Below are 17,809 nucleotides of genomic sequence, written 5' to 3'. Positions count from 1 at the left end.
GAGGGCCAAGAGGGGAACGACCCACGAGGAGGATATGTTATGCGCCCTTCCGGCCGCGCCCTGAGCGATATGCGCCCGATCACGATTGAAACAGATGTCACCCGTTATGCGGAGGGCTCGTGCCTGATCAAATGCGGCGAAACCCATGTGATCTGCACTGCGACCGTCGAGGAGCGGGTGCCGCCGTTTCTGAAGAACAGCGGCAAGGGCTGGGTGACGGCGGAATACGGGATGCTGCCGCGGGCGACGCACAGCCGGATGCGGCGTGAGGCGAAGAACGGACAGAGTGGAAGAACGCAGGAAATTCAACGGCTTATCGGGCGTGCGCTGCGGGCTGGCGTGGATTTTCAGGCGCTTGGTGAGCGGCAGATCCAGATCGACTGTGATGTGATTCAGGCCGATGGCGGGACCCGCTGCGCCTCGATCACCGGCGGTTGGGTTGCGCTCAAGCTGGCGGTGCAGAAGCTGATGAAGGCAGGGCTGGTGAAGACCGATCCGATCCTCGACCACGTGGCCGCCGTGAGCTGCGGCATCTACGCCGGGCAGCCGGTGGTTGACCTGGACTACGCCGAAGACAGCGAGGCCGGCACGGATGGCAACTTTGTGATGACGGGCGCGGGCAAGCTGATCGAGGTGCAGGCCAGTGCCGAAGGCGCAACCTTTGCGCGCGCCGAGATGGACGCGCTGATGGATCTGGCCGAGGCCGGCGTGGCCGAGCTGGTGAGTGCGCAGAAGGCGGCCGTGGGGGGCTGAAGGGTGCGGACGTTCGACAGCAGCAAACTGGTGATCGCCACCCACAACGCGGGCAAGCTGCGGGAGATCTCTGCACTGCTGGCGCCGTTCGACGTGGCGGTGACGAGCGCCGGTGAACTCGGGCTGGAAGAGCCGGAAGAGACCGAGGCGACCTTTATCGGGAATGCGCGGATCAAGGCGCATTTTGCCGCGAAAGCATCTGGCTACCCGGCGCTTGCCGATGACAGCGGGATCGAGGTGGATGCACTTGGCGGCCGTCCGGGGGTGTATACCGCGGATTGGGCCGAAACGCCCAATGGCCGAGATTTCGTGCTGGCGATGACGCGGGTTTGGGAAGAGTGCGAGGGCATTGCCGCGCCTCAGCCGCGCCGCGCGCGGTTTCGGGCCACGCTTTGCCTTGCCTGGCCGGACGGGCACGATGAGATCTTTGAAGGAGCCGCCGAAGGACAGCTGGTCTGGCCGATGCGGGGGAACCAGGGCTTCGGGTTCGATCCGATGTTTCTGCCAGATGGCCATGATCTGACGTTTGGCGAGATGTCCCCGGAGCAGAAGGCCCCTCTCACCCACCGAACCGCGGCTTTCGAAAAGCTCGTTGCAGGCTGCTTTGCCCGCTGATTGGCAGGCCGGGGGCTTCGGCCTTTACATCCACTGGCCGTTTTGCGCGGCCAAATGCCCGTATTGCGACTTCAACTCCCACGTCACGGCCCGGATCGACCAGTCTGCATGGCGTGAGGCCTACCTGCGCGAGATCGGGCGGGTCGGTGCGGAGACTGAGGGGCGGGTTTTGCAGTCTGTCTACTTTGGGGGCGGAACGCCGTCGCTGATGGAGCCCGAGACGGTGGATGCGATCTTGCGCGAGATCGGACGGTTCTGGCCCCGGGCCAATGATATCGAGATCACGCTTGAGGCCAATCCGTCCTCGGTCGAGGCGCGGCGGTTTGCTGGATATGCCGAGGCGGGCGTGAACCGGGTGTCTCTCGGGGTGCAATCGCTGCGCGACACGGATCTGCGGGCTTTGGGGCGGTTGCATGATGTTGCGCAGGCCAAGGCGGCGGTGGAGGTTGCCAAGGCGCATTTCGGACGGATGAGCTTTGACCTGATCTACGCGCGGCAGAACCAGACGCTTGAGGATTGGCGCAGCGAGTTGTCGGAGGCGCTCGAGATGGCGGGCGATCACCTGTCGCTCTACCAGCTGACGATCGAACCGGGCACGGCCTTTGGCGATAGGTATGCGATTGGCAAGCTGCGGGGGTTGCCGGATGATGACCTTGGGGCCGACATGTTCGAGCTGACCCAGGAGATGACGTCGGCGGCCGGGTTTGAGGCCTATGAAGTCTCTAACCATGCGCAAAGCGGCTCTGAATCACGGCATAACCTCGTGTACTGGCGGTACGGCGATTACATCGGGATCGGCCCGGGGGCGCATGGGCGTGTGACGTTTGAGGGCGAGCGGATGGCCACGGTGTGCAAGTCGATGCCTGCAGCTTGGCTTGAGGGCGTTAAGGCTGGAAATGCGGAGAGCCGGGAGCGCCTGAGTGGAGGTGATCAGGCCTCGGAGTACCTGATGATGGGGCTGCGGGTTGGAGAGGGGATCTCTCTTTCACGCTTCTCGGCGCTATCGGGCGAGGCCTTGCCGGCTGAAAAACTTGGTGAACTCGTGGGTTCCGGCCTGGTTGCGCAGGACGGTGACCGCTTGAGGGCCACGCTGCGCGGACGGATGGTGCTGAATGCGGTGATCCGGGAGTTGATGGTGTGAGATGAAGGCGATCTGGGCCACGGCGGGTTTGGTGAGCCTGTTGCTCGGGGCAATCGGGATCGTCTTGCCGCTTCTTCCCACCGTACCCTTTGTGCTCCTCGCCGCCTTCTGTTTTGCCCGCTCGTCGGAACGCCTGCACGACTGGCTCTTGGCGCATCGCACCTTCGGCCCGATGATCGCGGACTGGCGCCGCGCCGGGGCGATCCGCAGGGGGGCGAAATGGGCGGCGACAGTCTCTGTTCTTGCGGTTTTCGGGGTTTCCTTGGCGCTTCAGCTTCCGGTGAAGCTGCTGGCGATTCAGGCCGTGACGCTGAGTTGCGTGCTGCTGTTTATCTGGACACGTCCAGAGGCGTAGCCGTCAGCACGCGGCAGAGCGCGTCGAGGTCATCGAGATCCCGGTAGGAAATGGTCATCCGGCCGGCGCCGCTTGCGTCATGGTCGATGGCGACCTTGAGGCCGAGGTTGGCGGCGAGGTCTCCCTCGAGAGCGCGGGTGTCGGCATCCTTGGTCGGCGTGGGTGCTTTGGTGGCAGAGGGTTTCTTTCCGCCCTTGGCCAGCTTCTCGGTGTCCCGCACCGAAAGGCCCTTTTGCACGACCTGCTTGGCAAGTTCCGAGGCATTTTCGGCGGTGATCAGTGCGCGGGCGTGGCCGGAAGAGAGCTTGCCGTCGCGGAGAAATCTTTGAACGTCTTCAGGCAGTTGCAGCAGACGCATCAGGTTGGCGACATGGCTGCGGCTCTTTCCGAGCGCCTGCGCCAGATGCTCTTGGGTGTGACCAAAGCGGTCCACCAGCTGGCGATAGCCCTGGGCCTCGTCGATCGGGTTCAGATCTTCGCGCTGGACGTTCTCGATGATGGCAACTTCGAGAACTTCTTCGTCGGTGAATTCACGGACGATGACCGGGACATCGTGCAACTGCGCCATCTGCGCAGCGCGCCAGCGGCGCTCGCCCGCGACGATCTGGAAGATGTTGGGCTTGGACGGGTCCTTGCGCACGATCAGAGGTTGGATGATTCCGCGCTCCTTGATGGAGTCGGCAAGCTCCTGCAGCGGCTCCAGCTCGAAGTCGCGGCGCGGCTGATCGGGGTTGGGCTCGACCTGCTCGATCGGCAACCGCCGTTCAGTGGACGCAGATGTGGTGGTTTGGTCTTCCCGAGGCGCAACATCGGCCATAAGGGCAGACAGGCCGCGGCCCAGGCCTCTTTTCTTGTCAGCCATCGCTCTTCTCCCTATTGCGCCGGACGTGCCAGCAGCTCTTTGGCCAGATCCCGATACGCGACGCTACCCTTGGACGTGGGATCATAGTCCAGGACCGGCATCGCGAAACTCGGCGCTTCGCTCACCCTTACGTTTCGGGGAATGCGCGTTTGAAACACGAGGTCTCCGAGCGCTTCGCGAGCGTCGTCGTCGACCTGTTGTGACAGGTTGTTGCGTTGATCGAACATCGTCAGCACCACGCCCTCAATCCGGAGGTTCGGGTTGGCCGTCTCGCGGACTTCACGAAGGGTCAGCATGAGCTGCGACAGGCCTTCGAGCGCGTAGAACTCGGATTGCAGTGGGACCAGCACGGAATCTGCGGCGATCATGGCGTTGACCGTCAGAAGATTGAGCGAGGGCGGGCAGTCTATGAGGATGTAATCAAGCGAATAGCGGTCGATCTCGGGCTGGCGCAGGGCGTCGTGCAGCAGGTGGCTGCGGCGCTCGTTGGCGACAAGCTCAATGTCGGCCGAGCTGAGATCGGTGGTGGAGGGGGCGAGCAGCAGATTTTCGACGTCGGTTGCCAGGATCACTTCGCGGAGGGGGGCGTCATCCAGAAGGAGATCGTAGGTTGTTTTCTTGCGGTCGACCGGTTCGACCCCGAGGCCGGTGGAGGCGTTGCCCTGCGGGTCCAGGTCTACGATGAGGACGGCCTTGCCTTCAGCCGCGAGCGCAGCGCCAAGGTTGATCGCCGTGGTGGTCTTGCCCACGCCGCCCTTCTGATTAGCGACAGCAATGATTTTTGGCGCCTTGGGACGAGTCGGGTCAGACACGGGTGATGTTTCCTATGGTCAGAAGTGCGCCGGCTGGGTCGGTTTCACTGGGGTGTTTCTGAACGTCAAAGGCCCATTTTTCAAGGGCCTTCGCAAGCTCTGCTTCATGTTGCGCCCCTTTGAGAAAAAGGGCTCTGCCTGTTGGGGCAAGATGGCGTTCGGCATGTTCAAGCAGGGTGGTGAGCGGGGCGAGGGCGCGGGCGGAAAGGGCCTGGGCTGCGCAGGAATCGAGGGTTTCGACGCGGGCTGTGTGGATGATGGCCTTGATCCCGGTTTCTCTGAGGACCGTCGAGAGGAAGGTGCATTTACGCTGGTCAGACTCCACAAAGGCGAAAGTGAGGTCGGGCGCGGTATCTGCGGCGAGGATGGCGCAGATCAGGCCGGGAAAGCCGCCACCGGTACCGATATCGAGCCAGAGGCCGGTTTTGGGGCCATGGTTGAGCACCTGGGCGGAATCGAGAAAATGGCGTGACCAGAGGTCGGGCAGCGTGGCGGGGGCGACGAGGTTGATCGCCTTGTTCCACTTGGTGAGGAGGGCGGCGTAGGTGTCGAGTCGAGCCACTGTTTCACGTGAAACATTCAGCCGCGAAAGCACCTCTTCCCGTGCCGTCACGAGGCTTTCCTTTTCTGCTCGCGCCGAAGGCGGGCGAGAATGAGGCCGAGCGCGGCGGGGGTCATGCCGCCGATGCGCGAGGCCTGGCCGAGCGAAGCGGGCCTTGCGGCCTCCAGTTTGGCTTTCAGCTCGTTGGAAAGCCCGTGCAGCTCGGCGTATTCGAAATCTTCGGGAATAGGGCGCATCTCGTCGCGCTGAAGGGCGGCCACATCGAGTTCTTGGCGGGCGATGTAGTTGTGGTAGAGCGAATCCCTTTCGACCTGCGTGGCGATCTCCCGGGATACTTCGGAGAGGTCTGGGCAAAAGGGCAGGAGCTTTTGGAGGCTGGCGTCGGGTAGGGCGAGGGCCTCGATCCCGTTTCGGCGAGGTCCGTCCGCGTTGACGCGGAAGCCGGCGGTTGCGAGCTCGCGGGAGGAGAGTTTCAACTCAGACAGGGTCCTGCGGGCAGAGGTGAGCGCATCCATCTTGGCGGAGAAGGCGGATTGGCGGGCGGCACCGACGCATCCGATGTCGATGCCCTTGGGGGTCAAACGCTGGTCGGCATTGTCCGCGCGGAGGGACAGGCGATACTCGGCTCGGGATGTGAACATGCGGTAAGGTTCGGCGACGCCGTGGGTTGTCAGGTCGTCGATCATGACGCCGATGTAGGACTCCGAACGACCAAAGATCACCGGATCTTCGTCACGCGACCGGCGTGCGGCGTTGAGACCCGCGACCAATCCTTGCGCCGCGGCCTCCTCATATCCTGTGGTCCCGTTGATCTGGCCCGCAAGATATAGGTTCGGAAGAGCTCGAAGCTCGAGGGAAGAGGTAAGTGCTCTGGGGTCGATGTAATCGTACTCGATTGCGTAGCCCGGTTGAAAGAACTCCGCATGCTCCAGGCCGGCGATAGAGCGGACGTAGGCCTTCTGCACGTCTTCAGGAAGCGACGTGGAGATGCCGTTGGGGTAGATCGTTGGATCGTCGAGGCCTTCGGGCTCGAGGAAGATCTGGTGAGAGTCCTTGCTGGCGAAGCGGACCACCTTGTCTTCGATCGATGGGCAATAGCGCGGGCCGACACCTTCGATATGACCGCCGTACATCGCGCTGCGATGAAGGTTCTCGTTGATGATCTCGTGGGTGCGGGCATTGGTGTAGGTGATGCCGCAGCTTATCTGCCGGGCAATCGGGGCGTTGTTCAGGAAGGAGAAGACGGTTGGATCTTCGTCGGCGGGCTGGGACTCGAGCCCGTCCCAGTTGATGGTGCGGCCATCAAGCCGGGGTGGGGTGCCGGTTTTGAGGCGACCGAGGGGCAGGGACAGTTCTGAGAGTTGGTTGGCGAGTAGTTGGGAGCGCTCCGCGCCCATGCGACCGCCGGGATAAGACTTGTCGCCGATATGAATTGTGCCACGCAGGAAGGTGCCGGTGGTGAGAACGACTGCAGCGGCGCAGAGATTTGATCCATCTCCCAGGACCACGCCTTTGACGGCTTGATCTTCGATAACCAATCCGGAGACCTCAGCCTCGATTACGGAGAGATTCGGGGTGTTGGCGATCTCGTGGCTCATCGCCTGCCGATACAGCTTGCGGTCAGCCTGCGCGCGGGGGCCTTGGACGGCGGGGCCCTTCTTGCGGTTTAGGAGGCGGAACTGGATACCGGCTGCGTCGGCGACACGGCCCATCAATCCGTCGAGCGCGTCGATCTCACGGACGAGATGCCCCTTGCCGAGGCCGCCGATTGCCGGATTGCAGGACATTACGCCCAGATCGGTGATCCGCAACGTGATAAGCCCTGTCCGTGCGCCCATCCTTGCCGCGGCGTGGGCGGCATCGGCGCCGGCATGGCCGCCGCCAACAACGATGACGTCGAAGTCATGTTTCACGTGAAACACTCCTACTTTCCGATACAAAAACTGGAAAAGATTTCACCCAGCAGGTCTTCAACCCCGATGCGGCCCGTCAGGGCTTCGATACGGCGAAGGGCGGTGCGCAACTCTTCGGCCGCCAGTTCCGCCCTCTCGGGTCCAGCTTCTACCTCGATTCGAGCCGCCCGCAAAGCGGCGCTCGCCTCTTCTAGCGCAACACGATGACGCGCGTGTGTTGCCGTGATTTGGGCGGGCAGGCGGGATGACAGCTCGGCTTCGATCCGGGTCAGCAATTCTTCGATGCCCTGGCCAGTCAGGCCGGACAGGCCCAGGATATCTCCGGGCACATCTCCTACATCCGCCTTTGGGTGCGCGGAGATATCACCAGCCTTCAAATCAACTCCCGGAGCCTCGCCGAGGATGACCCGAAGGTCCGCCGCAACGGCACGTGACCGGGCGCGCTCGACGCCGATGGACTCCACCGTATCGAGCGTTTCGCGCAGGCCAGCGGTGTCGAGGAGGGTGACGGGGAGGCCACCGATATCCATCCTGACCTCGATGACATCGCGGGTGGTGCCGGCAACTTCGGAGGTGATTGCGGCATCGCGACCGGCAAGCCGATTGAGAAGGGTGGATTTGCCAGCGTTCGGGGGGCCGACGATGGCAACTTCGAACCCTTCGCGGATGCGTTCTGCAGCGCCGACGCCGAGAGCTTCGGCGTCGAACTCGGTGGTGAGGGCGTCGACGAGGGCGAGGACATCGGCTGTCGTGTCCTCCGGAACCTCCTCATCTGCGAAGTCGATCATGGCTTCGAGCAAGGCAGCGGCACGGATCAATCGGCTGCGCCACGCTTCGACCTTCGCGCCGAGCGCGCCGGAGAAAGTGGCTTGCGCCAGCAAACGCTGGGCTTCGGTTTCTGCTTCGATGAGATCGGCGAGGCCCTCGACCTGGGCGAGGTCCAGGCGGTCATTCTCTAATGCGCGGCGGGTGAACTCGCCGGCCTCTGCAAGGCGGAGACCTTCCATGGCGACCAGTTCGGCGATAATCGCGCGGGTTACGGCGACGGAGCCGTGGGATTGAAGCTCAACCACGGTTTCACCAGTGAAGCTCTCGCCTTCGTTGAAAACGAGCACCAAGGCCGTATCGAGCACGCCTGCGGACCCTTGCAAACGCATCAGCGTGGCGCGGCGCGCCTCGGGGACGCGCCCGGCTAATGCCTTGAGGGCAGTGAGGGCTGCGGGGCCGGAGATACGGATCACCGCAACCCCTGCGCGGCCGGGCGCAGAAGCTTGGGCGACGATGGTATCCATAGTTAACTCTTTGATTTACCTGAAATATCAGGTGTTCATGGAGTCGAAAAACTCGGCGTTGCTCTTGGTCTGCTTCAACTTCCCGATGAGGAACTCGATGGCATCTGTGGTGCCCATCGGGTTGAGAATGCGGCGCAGAACGAAGGTCTTTTGCAGGTCTTTCGAGTCGACCAGCAGATCCTCTTTCCGGGTGCCGGACTTGAGGATGTCCATCGCCGGGAAGACACGTTTGTCGGCCACCTTGCGGTCGAGAACGATCTCGGAGTTGCCGGTGCCTTTGAACTCTTCGAAGATCACCTCGTCCATCCGTGAGCCGGTGTCGATCAGGGCGGTGGCGATGATGGTGAGCGAGCCACCTTCCTCGATGTTCCGGGCGGCACCGAAGAAGCGCTTGGGACGCTGGAGGGCGTTGGCATCGACACCACCGGTCAGCACCTTGCCGGAGGACGGCACCACGGTGTTGAAGGCACGGCCAAGGCGGGTGATGGAGTCGAGCAGGATGACGACGTCGCGCTTGTGCTCGACGAGGCGCTTGGCCTTTTCGATCACCATTTCGGAGACGGCAACGTGACGGGTTGCAGGCTCATCGAAGGTGGAGGAGACGACCTCACCTTTCACCGAGCGCTGCATGTCGGTGACTTCCTCAGGCCGTTCGTCGATGAGCAGAACGATCAGGTAGCACTCCGGATGGTTCTTTTCGATCGAGTGCGCGATGTTCTGGAGCAGAACGGTTTTACCAGTCCGCGGCGGGGCCACGATGAGCGAACGCTGGCCTTTGCCGATGGGGGCCACGAGGTCGATGATGCGGGCGGAGCGATCCTTGATGGTCGGATCGTCGATTTCCATCGTCATCCGCTCGTCGGGGTAGAGCGGGGTCAGGTTGTCGAAGTTGATCTTGTGGCGGGCCTTCTCGGGCTCTTCGAAGTTGATCTGGGTGACTTTCGTCATGCAGAAGTAATTTTCGTTGTCGCCGGGTGCCTTGATGAAGCCCTCAACCGTGTCGCCGGTGCGCAGGCCATGCTGGCGGATCATCTCGGGCGACAGGTAGATATCATCCGGGCCCGGCAGGTAGTTGGCCTCGGGGGAGCGCAGGAAGCCGAAGCCGTCTTGCAGCACGTCGAGAACGCCGTCGCCGGAAATGTCCCAGCCTTCTTCTGCCCGCTCCTTGAGGATGGCGAACATCATGTCGCCCTTGCGCATGGTGGAGGCGTTGTCGATCTCGAGTTCCTCGGCCATCGACAGTAGGTCGGCCGGGGTCTTGGATTTGAGATCGTAAAGGGAAACTTGGGGTTGGGTCATCTGGCGCGCCTTCGGCAGCACTGAACACAGGGAAGCTGTGCAGCGCAAAATATCTGTACGGGAAAGTCCACGACCGGACGGTCGCTTGCGCAGGTGAAATAAGGCCGGGGGCCCGCTGAGTCAAGCTCCGGGAGGACGCGGGCTAGAACGGGCGGACGACGATGGAGATGACGATGATGACGAGAAGCAGCGTCGGCACCTCGTTCATCATTCGGTAGGTGCGGCCCGACACGGTGTTGGTGCCCGCCGCGAACTCCTTGCGCCGCCGTCCGAGCCAGTGATGAAACCAGGTGAGGCCGAGGATCCCTGCGAGCTTGGTGTAGGGCCAGATGGCGGACCAATCGACGATGCCGGGGGTCAGCGCCAGCATGAGGCCGAAGATCCAGGTGGCGATCATGGCCGGGTTCATGATGAGCCGGAGAAGTTTGAGCTCCATCGTCTTAAGCATCTCGTCCGAGTGAATGTTCTCGATCCCTTTCTCAGCATGATGCACAAAGAGACGGGGCAGATAGAACAGGCCGGCCATCCATGAGATGACCGCGAGGATGTGAAGCGTCTTGGTCCAGGGGTAGAGCCAGGCGAGAATGTCTGAGAGCACGGGAACCTCCTAGCTACTCTTCAATAATAAAATAGAATCTTAAGAAAGTTGTTTTTGTAGTAGGGGCTGGGGATATGGGGATTACTCGGTTTTCCACAGTTATGCACACAGAGGCGCAGCGATCTTGGAAGATGAGCCCGTTCCGAAAAGTTCTCTAAATTCCAGTAAGTTACGCGCATACCCTGTGGATAACTCGCGGGATAACTCGTTGGAGATTTAGGGGAAGACAAAATTCTTCAGACCCGCCGGGAGTGCTTTTCCTCATGGGGAGGAAACTTGGTCGATTGGGGAGAAGCGATGAGTTTGCCACCGGGTTGCAGCTTATCCAGAATGAGGCCACACCGGAGTCACACCTAACCCCCAGAGTCATCCACGAGGTTATCCACATGGCGGCGCCACTTCTTCTGGCTTCGGGCTCCGAGATCCGCGCGAGCCTGCTGAAAAATGCGGGCGTTCCGTTTGATGTTGAGGTTGCGCGGGTGGACGAGGCGGCGTTTCGGGCGGCGCTCGAGGCCGAGGGCGCACCGGCTCGCGATGTGGCGGACGCTTTGGCGGAAATGAAGGCGGCGAAGGTTGGCGGAAAGCGCCCGGACCGCATGGTGCTTGGCTGCGACCAGGTGCTGGAGTTCGACGGGAAGCTGCTTGCGAAGCCGGAGAGCCGGGAAGAGGCGGTGGCGCAGATCACTGCGATGGCCGGGCAGAAGCACATGCTGTTTTCGGCGGCGGTGATCTACGAAGATGGCAAGCCGGTCTGGCGCCATGTGGGTGTGGTGCGACTTTACATGCGGACGCTTTCGCCCGGTTACATCCAGGATTACGTGGACCGAAACTGGGACAGCATTCGCTGGTGCGTGGGCGGATACGAGCTGGAAAAGGAAGGTGCGCGGCTGTTCGCCCGGGTGGAGGGCGACTATTTCAATGTCCTGGGATTGCCGCTATTGGAGGTATTGAACTACCTCGCGATCAAGGGTGTGATCCCGACATGACGGAGAAGATACCGCTCGCCGGAGTCATCGGTTCGCCGATTGCACATTCCCGCTCTCCCGCGCTGCACCGGCACTGGCTGGATAGCCTTGGCCTGCGTGGCCATTACGTGCCCATGGATGTGAGCCATGAGAACCTCGCGGAGGTGCTCAAGGTGCTGCCCAAGCTGGGCTTCGTGGGCTGCAATATCACGATTCCGCACAAGGTTGCCGCGCTGAACCTGGCGGATGCGGTAAGTGACCGCGCGGCGCTGATCGGCTCTGCCAACACGCTGATCTTTCGGGATGATGGCAGTATTTATGCTGATAATACAGATGGTTACGGCTTCATTGCCAACCTGAAGGCCGGCGCCCCGGATTGGCAGGCGCAGGATGGGCCGGTGGCGATCTTCGGGGCTGGCGGGGCCTGCCGTGCGGTTTTGGCCTCATTGATAGAAGCGGGCTGCACCGACATCCGGCTGGCAAACCGCTCGCGCCCGCGGGCAGAGGCCTTGCGCACCGAGTTCGGGCCGAAGATCACGGTGTATGACTGGGTTCTCGCCGGATCGATGATCGAGGGGGCGGCCCTGATCGTGAACACCACCTCGCTGGGCATGGTGGGCAAATCGGAGTTCAAGGTGCCGCTCGATGCGTTGACCCCCGATATGGTGGTGACGGATATCGTCTACACGCCGTTGGACACCGAGCTGTTGAAGACCGCCGCTGCCAAGGGCTGCACGACCGTCGATGGGCTTGGCATGCTCATTCACCAGGGTGCGCCCGGCTTTGAGCGCTGGTTTGGTGACCGCCCGCCCGTGACAGAAAAGACCCGCGCGGCGGTGATGGGCTGGTGAGCCAGCCTTTCCGGATAGGACTGACGGGCGGAATCGGAATGGGAAAATCGACCACCGCTGCGATGTTCGCCGAGGAAGGCGTAGCCGTTTGGGATGCGGATGCGGCGGTGCATCGGCTTTATTCCAAGGGCGGTGCGGCGGTGGAGCCGATCCGGGCGCTGAACCCGGAGGCGGTTGAAGATGGTGCGGTGTCTCGGGCGGCTCTGCGACAGTGGATTGCGGAAGACAGCACGGCGTTGAAGCAGATCGAGGCGGTGGTGCATCCGCTGGTTTTGCGGGATCGGGCGGAGTTTACGGCGCATTCGGATTCCGAGATCCTGCTGTTTGATATTCCGCTGCTCTTCGAGACGGGCGCGGACGCAGAGATGAACCTTACGGTTGCGGTTTCGTGCTCTGCCGAGGAGCAGCGCCGCCGGGTGCTGGCCCGCGGCACGATGGACGACGCGGCGCTTGAGCGTATTCTGAAGGCGCAGATGCCGGACGCGGAGAAGCGGGCAAGGGCTGACAGGGTTATTGAGACAGATACGATGGAAGGCGCGCGGGCCCAGGTGAAGGCCATCGTGGCGGAGATCAGGGAAAAGACCGATGCGTGAGATCGTGCTTGATACTGAAACGACCGGGTTTGACCCGTTCAGCGGCGACCGGATCGTGGAGATCGGCGCGGTGGAGCTGGTGGGGCATATGCCGACGGGCAACCACTATCACCAATACATCAACCCACAGCGCGACATGCCGACAGAGGCCTTTGAGGTGCATGGGATCAGCGAGGAGTTTCTGAAGGACAAGCCGCTGTTTGCCGCGATTGCGCAGGATTTTCTGGATTTCATCGGGGATGCCAAGCTGGTCATCCACAATGCCGCCTTCGACATGAAGTTTCTGAACGCGGAACTTGGGTGGGTGAACAAGCCGAAAATCCCCAATGATCGGGCCATTGATACCGTGGCGATGGCGCGAAAGAAGTTTCCGGGTTCACCGGCGTCGCTCGACGCGCTGTGTCGCCGGTTTGGCATTACGACGGAACGCGAGCTGCACGGCGCTCTGCTCGACAGCCAGATTCTCGCGGATGTGTATCTGGAGCTGATCGGCGGCCGGCAACCGGGGCTGGTGCTTTCGGAAAAGACCGGCCGGAGCGAAGCCGGCATCACGGATGCGAACTGGAGGCCATCGCCACGCCCCGAGGCGCTTGCGGCACGGCTGACCGAAACGGAAAGCGCCGCGCACCAGGCCTTTGTCGAAAAGCTCGGTGACGCGGCGCTCTGGAAACGCTTCAGTTAGGCGTCGGCGCGGGGCTGGGACTCGGCGCGCTTGGCCAGTTCCTGACGGTAGAGTGCAACGAAATCAATGTTTTGCAGGTTCACCGGCGGGAAGTTCCCATCGCGGGTGACATCGGAGACGATGCGACGGACGAAGGGGAAGATCTGGCGGGGGCACTCGATCAGGAGGAAGGGGTGAAGCTGGTCTTCGGGCACGCCTTCGATCTGGAACACGGCGCCGTAATCGAGCTCGAGCAGGAAGAGCGTGGCGCTGTCGGAGCGGTTCTTGCTCTCGACCTTGCACTTGAGCGTCACCTCATACTGGTTGGGAGTGGTGCGCTTGCGGGCGTCAACGGCCACGGCCACCTGCATTTCGGGCTGCACTTCACCCTGAACGCCCTTTTGCACCACGATATTTTCGAACGACATGTCGCGGATGAACTGGGCGAGGATCTGAAGTTGAACCTGCTGAGGCTCTTGCGGCGCGGCGGCGCCGTTCTCGGGGGTGTCGGCCATGGGGCCCTCTCTGGTTTTCTCAGGTCGGGCTTGCTTTATCAGGAGCAGGCGGCGGCCTCAATGGCGTGTCCAGCCGGAGTTTCCGGGCGTGGAGTTCGTGGGGATTGACGGTTTGTCGGGCTCGACCTCGCGATAGCTGCCCTCGACCACATCGTCGCGCGATGGGCGATGCCGGGCGGGGCCGCCGGGGCCCATGGTAAAGCTCTGCACCTTCACCCGCTTGCGAAGCCAGCCGAAGGCGGCGGTGCGAAAGGCGGGGACGAGCAGAAGAAAACCGACGAAATCGGTGAAGAACCCGGGTGTCAACAACAGGGCACCCGAGAACAGGATCATGGCGCCATGTGCCAGCGGCTCTGTCGGGTCGCGCAGCTCGTTGAAGCGGCCCTGAAGCTCGGCCAGAACCTGCCGACCCTGACTTTTCACCAGCCAGGTGCCAAGGATTGCCGTAACAATGACGATGCCGAGCGTCGGCCAAAGCCCGATCAGGCCGCCGACTTGGATGAACAGGGCGATCTCGATGATCGGGACCGCGATAAAAAGCGCCAGAAGTGGCATCAAACCTCCGTATGTGTCGCATGGCGGCTGGTGGACTCGCCCCCTGCGAAGCCCTACATATGATCGGAACGTTCTAAATGCCAACTTTGTGCCCGAGGCCCCAATGAATCTTGCCGTGATCCAGCTTCTTGTGCTTGCCGGTGTAGCGATCTTTCTGATCCTGCGCCTGCGCTCCGTGCTGGGCACAAGAGAGGGCTTTGAAAAACCCCAGGCCCCGTTGCCCGGTCCGAGCCGTAGCACCGAGTCCAGCCGCCGTGACTTCGAGGTGATCGAAGGCGGGGTGGATCGCGATATTGCCGATCATGTGGATGAGGGCGAGGCGGCCGATGCGCTGGCGCGGATGAAGACGGTCGAGCCCGGATTTTCGGTTGGCGAGTTCCTGCACGGTGCGCGTGGCGCCTACGAGATGATCCTGATGGCCTTCGAGCGGGGCGATCTCGAGAGCGTTGCGCCGTTTCTGGATGAGGACGTCTTGGAGAGCTTTTCGGATGTCGTGAAGATGCGCGCCGAGAATGGCGTGACCGTGGAGGCGAGCTTTATCGGTGTTCGCGAGACCACGCTGAAACGGGCCAGCTTTGACCCGGTCGTGGGTGAGGCCGAGATTACCGTGCGCTTTGTCGGGGAGATCACCAGCGTCGTGCGTGACGCTGCCGGTGACATCGTGGAGGGTGACCCGAACGCGGTGAAGCGGCAGCGCGACGTGTGGACATTTGCGCGACAGATGGGCACGGGCGATCCGAACTGGAAGCTGGTTGCCACCGGCGAGTAAGTCGCCTTGGCCCGGATTGCCTTGGTGAACCTGCCCGGCTGGGCGGAGGATGACCACGAGGCGACACTTCAGACCTACCTTGCAACGGCCGCGCCGGATGACCCGGCCCGAAATGTTGCCGCGGGTGGGGCGCGTTTCTTCTTTGAAGAGCATTTCGAGGCCGAGCTTGTATCGGACTCTGCAACCATGACTGGCTATTTCGAACCGGTCTACCTGGGTGCGCGTGAGGCTGGTGGGCCGTTCGTTGCGCCGGTTCATGCCATTCCGGAAGGGTGGGAGCAGGGGCAGGGCTTTGCCTCGCGGCGCGAGATCGAAGAGGGCAATCTGCTGGCCGGGCGTGAATTGGCCTGGCTGACCACGCCGCTCGATGCCTTTCTGTTGCAAGTGCAGGGCTCCGGTCGGGTGCGGCTGGCGGATGGATCGGAGCTGCGGCTGGGATACGCCGGGAAGAACGGGCACCCCTATGTGTCGCTCGGGCGTTTGCTGCTGGAGCGCGGTGAACTGTCGCCTGACGATATTTCGATGCAGGCGCTCCGGGCCTGGTATGCCGCGAACCCGGAGGCGGGGGAGGCGGCGTTGCTGGAAAACCCGAGTTACGTGTTCTTCAAGGTGCTCGATGCCCTGCCGCCCGAGCTTGGGCCGATTGGCACCTCGGGCGTGCCGCTGACGCCGCAGCGGAGCATTGCCGTTGACCCCGACAGCACAGCGCTCGGCAGCCTCGTCTACATTGATCCTGCGGGTATCGACGTGCCGCCGCGGCTATGTGTGGCGCAGGATACCGGCGGCGCGATCAAGGGTTTGGGGCGCACGGATCTGTATTGCGGAACCGGTGAGGCGGCGGGCGAGATGGCCGGGTCGCTGCACATGACGGTTCGGTTCTTGCGCCTTGTTCCGAGGGTGGCCGGATGAGCCGGAAAACCCCCAAGCGCCTTTCGGCCGAAGACGAGGCGCTGTGGCGCAAGGTTGTGGCCAAGGCGACGCCGCTCACCAAGAGCCGGCCCAAGGCGGACCCGATGCCAAAGCGGGTGGTTCACGAGCCGGAGCCCAAGCCGGCCTTTGTGCCACGTCCCTTCAGCGTGGGAGAGACCGCGCAACCCAAGCCGAGCGCCACCCCCAAGCCCAACCACACGCCGACGATGGACCGCAAGGCCTTCAACCGGATGAAACGGGGCAAGCTGAAGCCGGAGGGGCGGATTGACCTGCATGGCATGACGCTTGCCGAGGCCCACCCGCGGCTGGTCCGGTTTGTGCATGGGGCATCGGCGGACGGGAAGCGGCTGGTGCTGGTGATTACCGGCAAGGGGCGCACGCGGCCTGACGATGAGGGGCCCATCCCATCGCGGCCCGGTGTGTTGCGGCGGCAGGTGCCGGACTGGCTGAGCCGCCCGCCCCTTTCAGCGCTTGTGCTTGAAGTTACCCCGGCGAGCCTTCGGCATGGCGGCGACGGGGCGTTTTACGTGTATCTACGCCGCGCGCGGTAGACGCTGGCGGGCGGCGGCGATGCCGATGGTGATGCTTGCGGCGGCGAAACAGAAATAGCCCGCGATCCAGGGCAACTGGTCTTCGAAGTCGAGGCCCGCGTCGATCAGCCAACCCGACACGCCGGGGCCGATGGCCGAACCGAACACCATGATCGCGCCCGCCATGGCCTTGATCGAGCCGATGTGCCGCGTGCCGAAGAACTCGGCCCAGTAGGAGCCGGGAAGGGTGGCCTGTGCGCCGGTGCCGATCCCGAAGATCGCAAGGCCCACGGCGGCGAGCATGAGGCTTTCGGCCTGCCAGAGCACGAGGAAGCCCAGCGCGAAGGGCAGCATGTAGAGCATCATCAGGCGCGCGGTTCCGATGCGGTCGATGAGGGCGCCGGTAACGAAGGTGGAGGCGATGGAAACCGCGGTGAACACCGGCATCAGCGCCACGTAATCGACCAGTTCCCAGCCCTTTTCGCCGGCAAAGTGAACCTGCTGGAAGAAGAGCGCCGTACCCCATGCCGGTGGGCCGAGCAGGAGCGGTATGGAGAACCAGAAGAGCGGGTGGCGGAGCACTTCGGCGCGGGTCCAGTGGTGGCTGTCCATCCCGGCGGAGGGCGTGGCATTGGCCACGGATTGCGGGGTGCGTTCGGCGCGGAGCAGGACGGCGAGCAGCGGCAGAACCGCGAGCGCCATGCCGGCGGCAACCACCCAGAGCCAACGCCAGCCGACAAAGCCGAGGGCGGCGGCGAAGCCGACCGGCAGCAGGGCCTGGCCCACTGCAAAGCCCATGGACGAGATCGACAGCGCCGTGCCGCGCCGCCCGACAAACCAGCGGGCCATGGCGACGATGGAAAGATGCGAGAACAGTCCCTGACCGAAGAGCCTGAGCGCGAAGATGACGAAGATCAGCACCACCGGCCCGGAAACAGCAGCCATGGCGAGACAGGCGAGCGCCAGCCCGGGCCCTACGACATTGGCCAGCGCCCGGACGCGAAACTTGTCGGTCAGCGCCCCGGCCCAGACCATGGTGACAGCCGAGATTGTGGTGCCGATCGTGTAGATCAGGCCCCACTGCCCGTCGGTCAGGCTGAAGGTTTCCATGATCTCGCCCGCGAAGATCGAGATGAAGAAGGTTTGCCCGTAGGACGAGGTGAAGGAGAGGAGCACTCCGGCAAGGAGGAATGGCGCGTTTCCGCGCAGGAAGCCGATGAGACCCATGCCGCTTTATT

At 62.9% G+C, this 17,809-nt stretch carries 21 protein-coding genes; 11 read left to right on the top strand and 10 right to left on the bottom strand.

From position 1 onward, the window contains the following. Positions 1-39: 39 nt before the first annotated feature. From rph to GTH22_RS15885, 4 genes are read left to right on the top strand one after another with little or no spacing between them, the layout of a single operon-like run. Positions 40-753 carry a ribonuclease PH gene (gene rph, locus GTH22_RS15900; RefSeq protein ID WP_252946500.1) on the top strand — a complete coding sequence of 238 codons (714 nt, stop codon included), beginning with the start codon at positions 40-42 and terminating at the stop codon, positions 751-753. Between the two features lie 3 nt (positions 754-756). Then, complete coding sequence (gene rdgB, locus GTH22_RS15895) at positions 757-1,368, top strand: RdgB/HAM1 family non-canonical purine NTP pyrophosphatase (protein ID WP_252946499.1); 612 nt, start codon at positions 757-759, stop codon at positions 1,366-1,368. Beyond that, positions 1,358-2,509, top strand: a complete 1,152-nt coding sequence (gene hemW / locus GTH22_RS15890; protein WP_252946498.1) for a radical SAM family heme chaperone HemW — start codon at positions 1,358-1,360, stop codon at positions 2,507-2,509. The genes rdgB and hemW overlap by 11 nt, the downstream gene beginning before the upstream one ends. A gap of 1 nt (position 2,510) precedes the next feature. Beyond that, on the top strand, positions 2,511-2,864 hold the full coding sequence (locus GTH22_RS15885) for a YbaN family protein (RefSeq protein ID WP_252946497.1): 354 nt from the start codon (positions 2,511-2,513) through the stop codon (positions 2,862-2,864). Here GTH22_RS15885 and GTH22_RS15880 read toward each other — a convergent pair. From GTH22_RS15880 to hemJ, 7 genes are all read right to left on the bottom strand, one after another. After that, a complete protein-coding gene (locus tag GTH22_RS15880) occupies positions 2,839-3,726 on the bottom strand; it encodes a ParB/RepB/Spo0J family partition protein (protein ID WP_252946496.1) in 888 nt (295 codons plus the stop codon). The genes GTH22_RS15885 and GTH22_RS15880 overlap by 26 nt on opposite strands. Before the next feature lie 11 nt (positions 3,727-3,737). Continuing rightward, positions 3,738-4,538, bottom strand: coding sequence for an AAA family ATPase (locus GTH22_RS15875; RefSeq protein WP_252946495.1), 801 nt, complete (start codon positions 4,536-4,538; stop codon positions 3,738-3,740). Further along, complete coding sequence (rsmG, locus tag GTH22_RS15870; protein ID WP_252946494.1) at positions 4,531-5,151, bottom strand: 16S rRNA (guanine(527)-N(7))-methyltransferase RsmG; 621 nt, start codon at positions 5,149-5,151, stop codon at positions 4,531-4,533. Before rsmG ends, GTH22_RS15875 begins: the two co-directional genes overlap by 8 nt. Further along, a complete protein-coding gene (gene mnmG, locus GTH22_RS15865; RefSeq protein WP_252946493.1) occupies positions 5,148-7,022 on the bottom strand; it encodes a tRNA uridine-5-carboxymethylaminomethyl(34) synthesis enzyme MnmG in 1,875 nt (624 codons plus the stop codon). Before mnmG ends, rsmG begins: the two co-directional genes overlap by 4 nt. Positions 7,023-7,024: 2 nt before the next feature. Next, positions 7,025-8,305 (bottom strand): tRNA uridine-5-carboxymethylaminomethyl(34) synthesis GTPase MnmE, encoded by a 1,281-nt coding sequence (gene mnmE, locus GTH22_RS15860; protein WP_252946492.1) that lies wholly within the window; start codon positions 8,303-8,305, stop codon positions 7,025-7,027. A gap of 27 nt (positions 8,306-8,332) precedes the next feature. After that, a complete protein-coding gene (gene rho, locus GTH22_RS15855; RefSeq protein WP_252946491.1) occupies positions 8,333-9,604 on the bottom strand; it encodes a transcription termination factor Rho in 1,272 nt (423 codons plus the stop codon). A gap of 142 nt (positions 9,605-9,746) precedes the next feature. Beyond that, the gene (hemJ, locus tag GTH22_RS15850; protein WP_252946490.1) at positions 9,747-10,202 is read right to left on the bottom strand and encodes a protoporphyrinogen oxidase HemJ; all 456 of its coding nucleotides are present in this window, start codon (positions 10,200-10,202) and stop codon (positions 9,747-9,749) included. A 386-nt stretch (positions 10,203-10,588) separates the two neighbouring features. On the opposite strand from hemJ, the gene GTH22_RS15845 reads away from it, so the two are divergent. From GTH22_RS15845 to dnaQ, 4 genes are read left to right on the top strand one after another with little or no spacing between them, the layout of a single operon-like run. Beyond that, a complete protein-coding gene (locus GTH22_RS15845) occupies positions 10,589-11,188 on the top strand; it encodes a nucleoside triphosphate pyrophosphatase (protein WP_252946489.1) in 600 nt (199 codons plus the stop codon). After that, a complete protein-coding gene (locus GTH22_RS15840; protein WP_252946488.1) occupies positions 11,185-12,018 on the top strand; it encodes a shikimate dehydrogenase in 834 nt (277 codons plus the stop codon). Before GTH22_RS15845 ends, GTH22_RS15840 begins: the two co-directional genes overlap by 4 nt. Beyond that, a complete protein-coding gene (gene coaE / locus GTH22_RS15835; RefSeq protein ID WP_371928360.1) occupies positions 12,015-12,611 on the top strand; it encodes a dephospho-CoA kinase in 597 nt (198 codons plus the stop codon). Before GTH22_RS15840 ends, coaE begins: the two co-directional genes overlap by 4 nt. Further along, the gene (gene dnaQ, locus GTH22_RS15830; protein ID WP_252946486.1) at positions 12,604-13,293 is read left to right on the top strand and encodes a DNA polymerase III subunit epsilon; all 690 of its coding nucleotides are present in this window, start codon (positions 12,604-12,606) and stop codon (positions 13,291-13,293) included. Before coaE ends, dnaQ begins: the two co-directional genes overlap by 8 nt. Here dnaQ and secB read toward each other — a convergent pair. Both secB and GTH22_RS15820 read right to left on the bottom strand, forming a co-directional pair. Continuing rightward, positions 13,290-13,787: a protein-export chaperone SecB gene (gene secB / locus GTH22_RS15825; protein WP_252946485.1), complete on the bottom strand. Its 498-nt coding sequence runs from the start codon at positions 13,785-13,787 to the stop codon at positions 13,290-13,292. The two genes, dnaQ and secB, sit on opposite strands and share 4 nt — an antisense overlap. Positions 13,788-13,844: 57 nt before the next feature. After that, positions 13,845-14,342 (bottom strand): FxsA family protein, encoded by a 498-nt coding sequence (locus tag GTH22_RS15820; RefSeq protein ID WP_252946484.1) that lies wholly within the window; start codon positions 14,340-14,342, stop codon positions 13,845-13,847. Between the two features lie 103 nt (positions 14,343-14,445). On the opposite strand from GTH22_RS15820, the gene GTH22_RS15815 reads away from it, so the two are divergent. From GTH22_RS15815 to GTH22_RS15805, 3 genes are read left to right on the top strand one after another with little or no spacing between them, the layout of a single operon-like run. Beyond that, positions 14,446-15,111 (top strand): Tim44/TimA family putative adaptor protein, encoded by a 666-nt coding sequence (locus GTH22_RS15815; RefSeq protein WP_252946483.1) that lies wholly within the window; start codon positions 14,446-14,448, stop codon positions 15,109-15,111. 6 nt (positions 15,112-15,117) lie between these two features. Further along, complete coding sequence (locus tag GTH22_RS15810) at positions 15,118-16,020, top strand: MltA domain-containing protein (RefSeq protein ID WP_252946482.1); 903 nt, start codon at positions 15,118-15,120, stop codon at positions 16,018-16,020. Then, a complete protein-coding gene (locus GTH22_RS15805) occupies positions 16,017-16,592 on the top strand; it encodes a Smr/MutS family protein (RefSeq protein WP_252946481.1) in 576 nt (191 codons plus the stop codon). Before GTH22_RS15810 ends, GTH22_RS15805 begins: the two co-directional genes overlap by 4 nt. Here the strand turns inward: GTH22_RS15805 and GTH22_RS15800 are convergent. Further along, complete coding sequence (locus tag GTH22_RS15800) at positions 16,575-17,798, bottom strand: MFS transporter (RefSeq protein ID WP_252946480.1); 1,224 nt, start codon at positions 17,796-17,798, stop codon at positions 16,575-16,577. The genes GTH22_RS15805 and GTH22_RS15800 overlap by 18 nt on opposite strands. Positions 17,799-17,809 lie beyond the last annotated feature (11 nt).

Source organism: Oceanicola sp. 502str15 (genome assembly GCF_024105635.1).
In the GTDB taxonomy this organism is placed as follows: domain Bacteria; phylum Pseudomonadota; class Alphaproteobacteria; order Rhodobacterales; family Rhodobacteraceae; genus Vannielia.
This window is presented reverse-complemented; position numbering and strand designations above follow the sequence as displayed.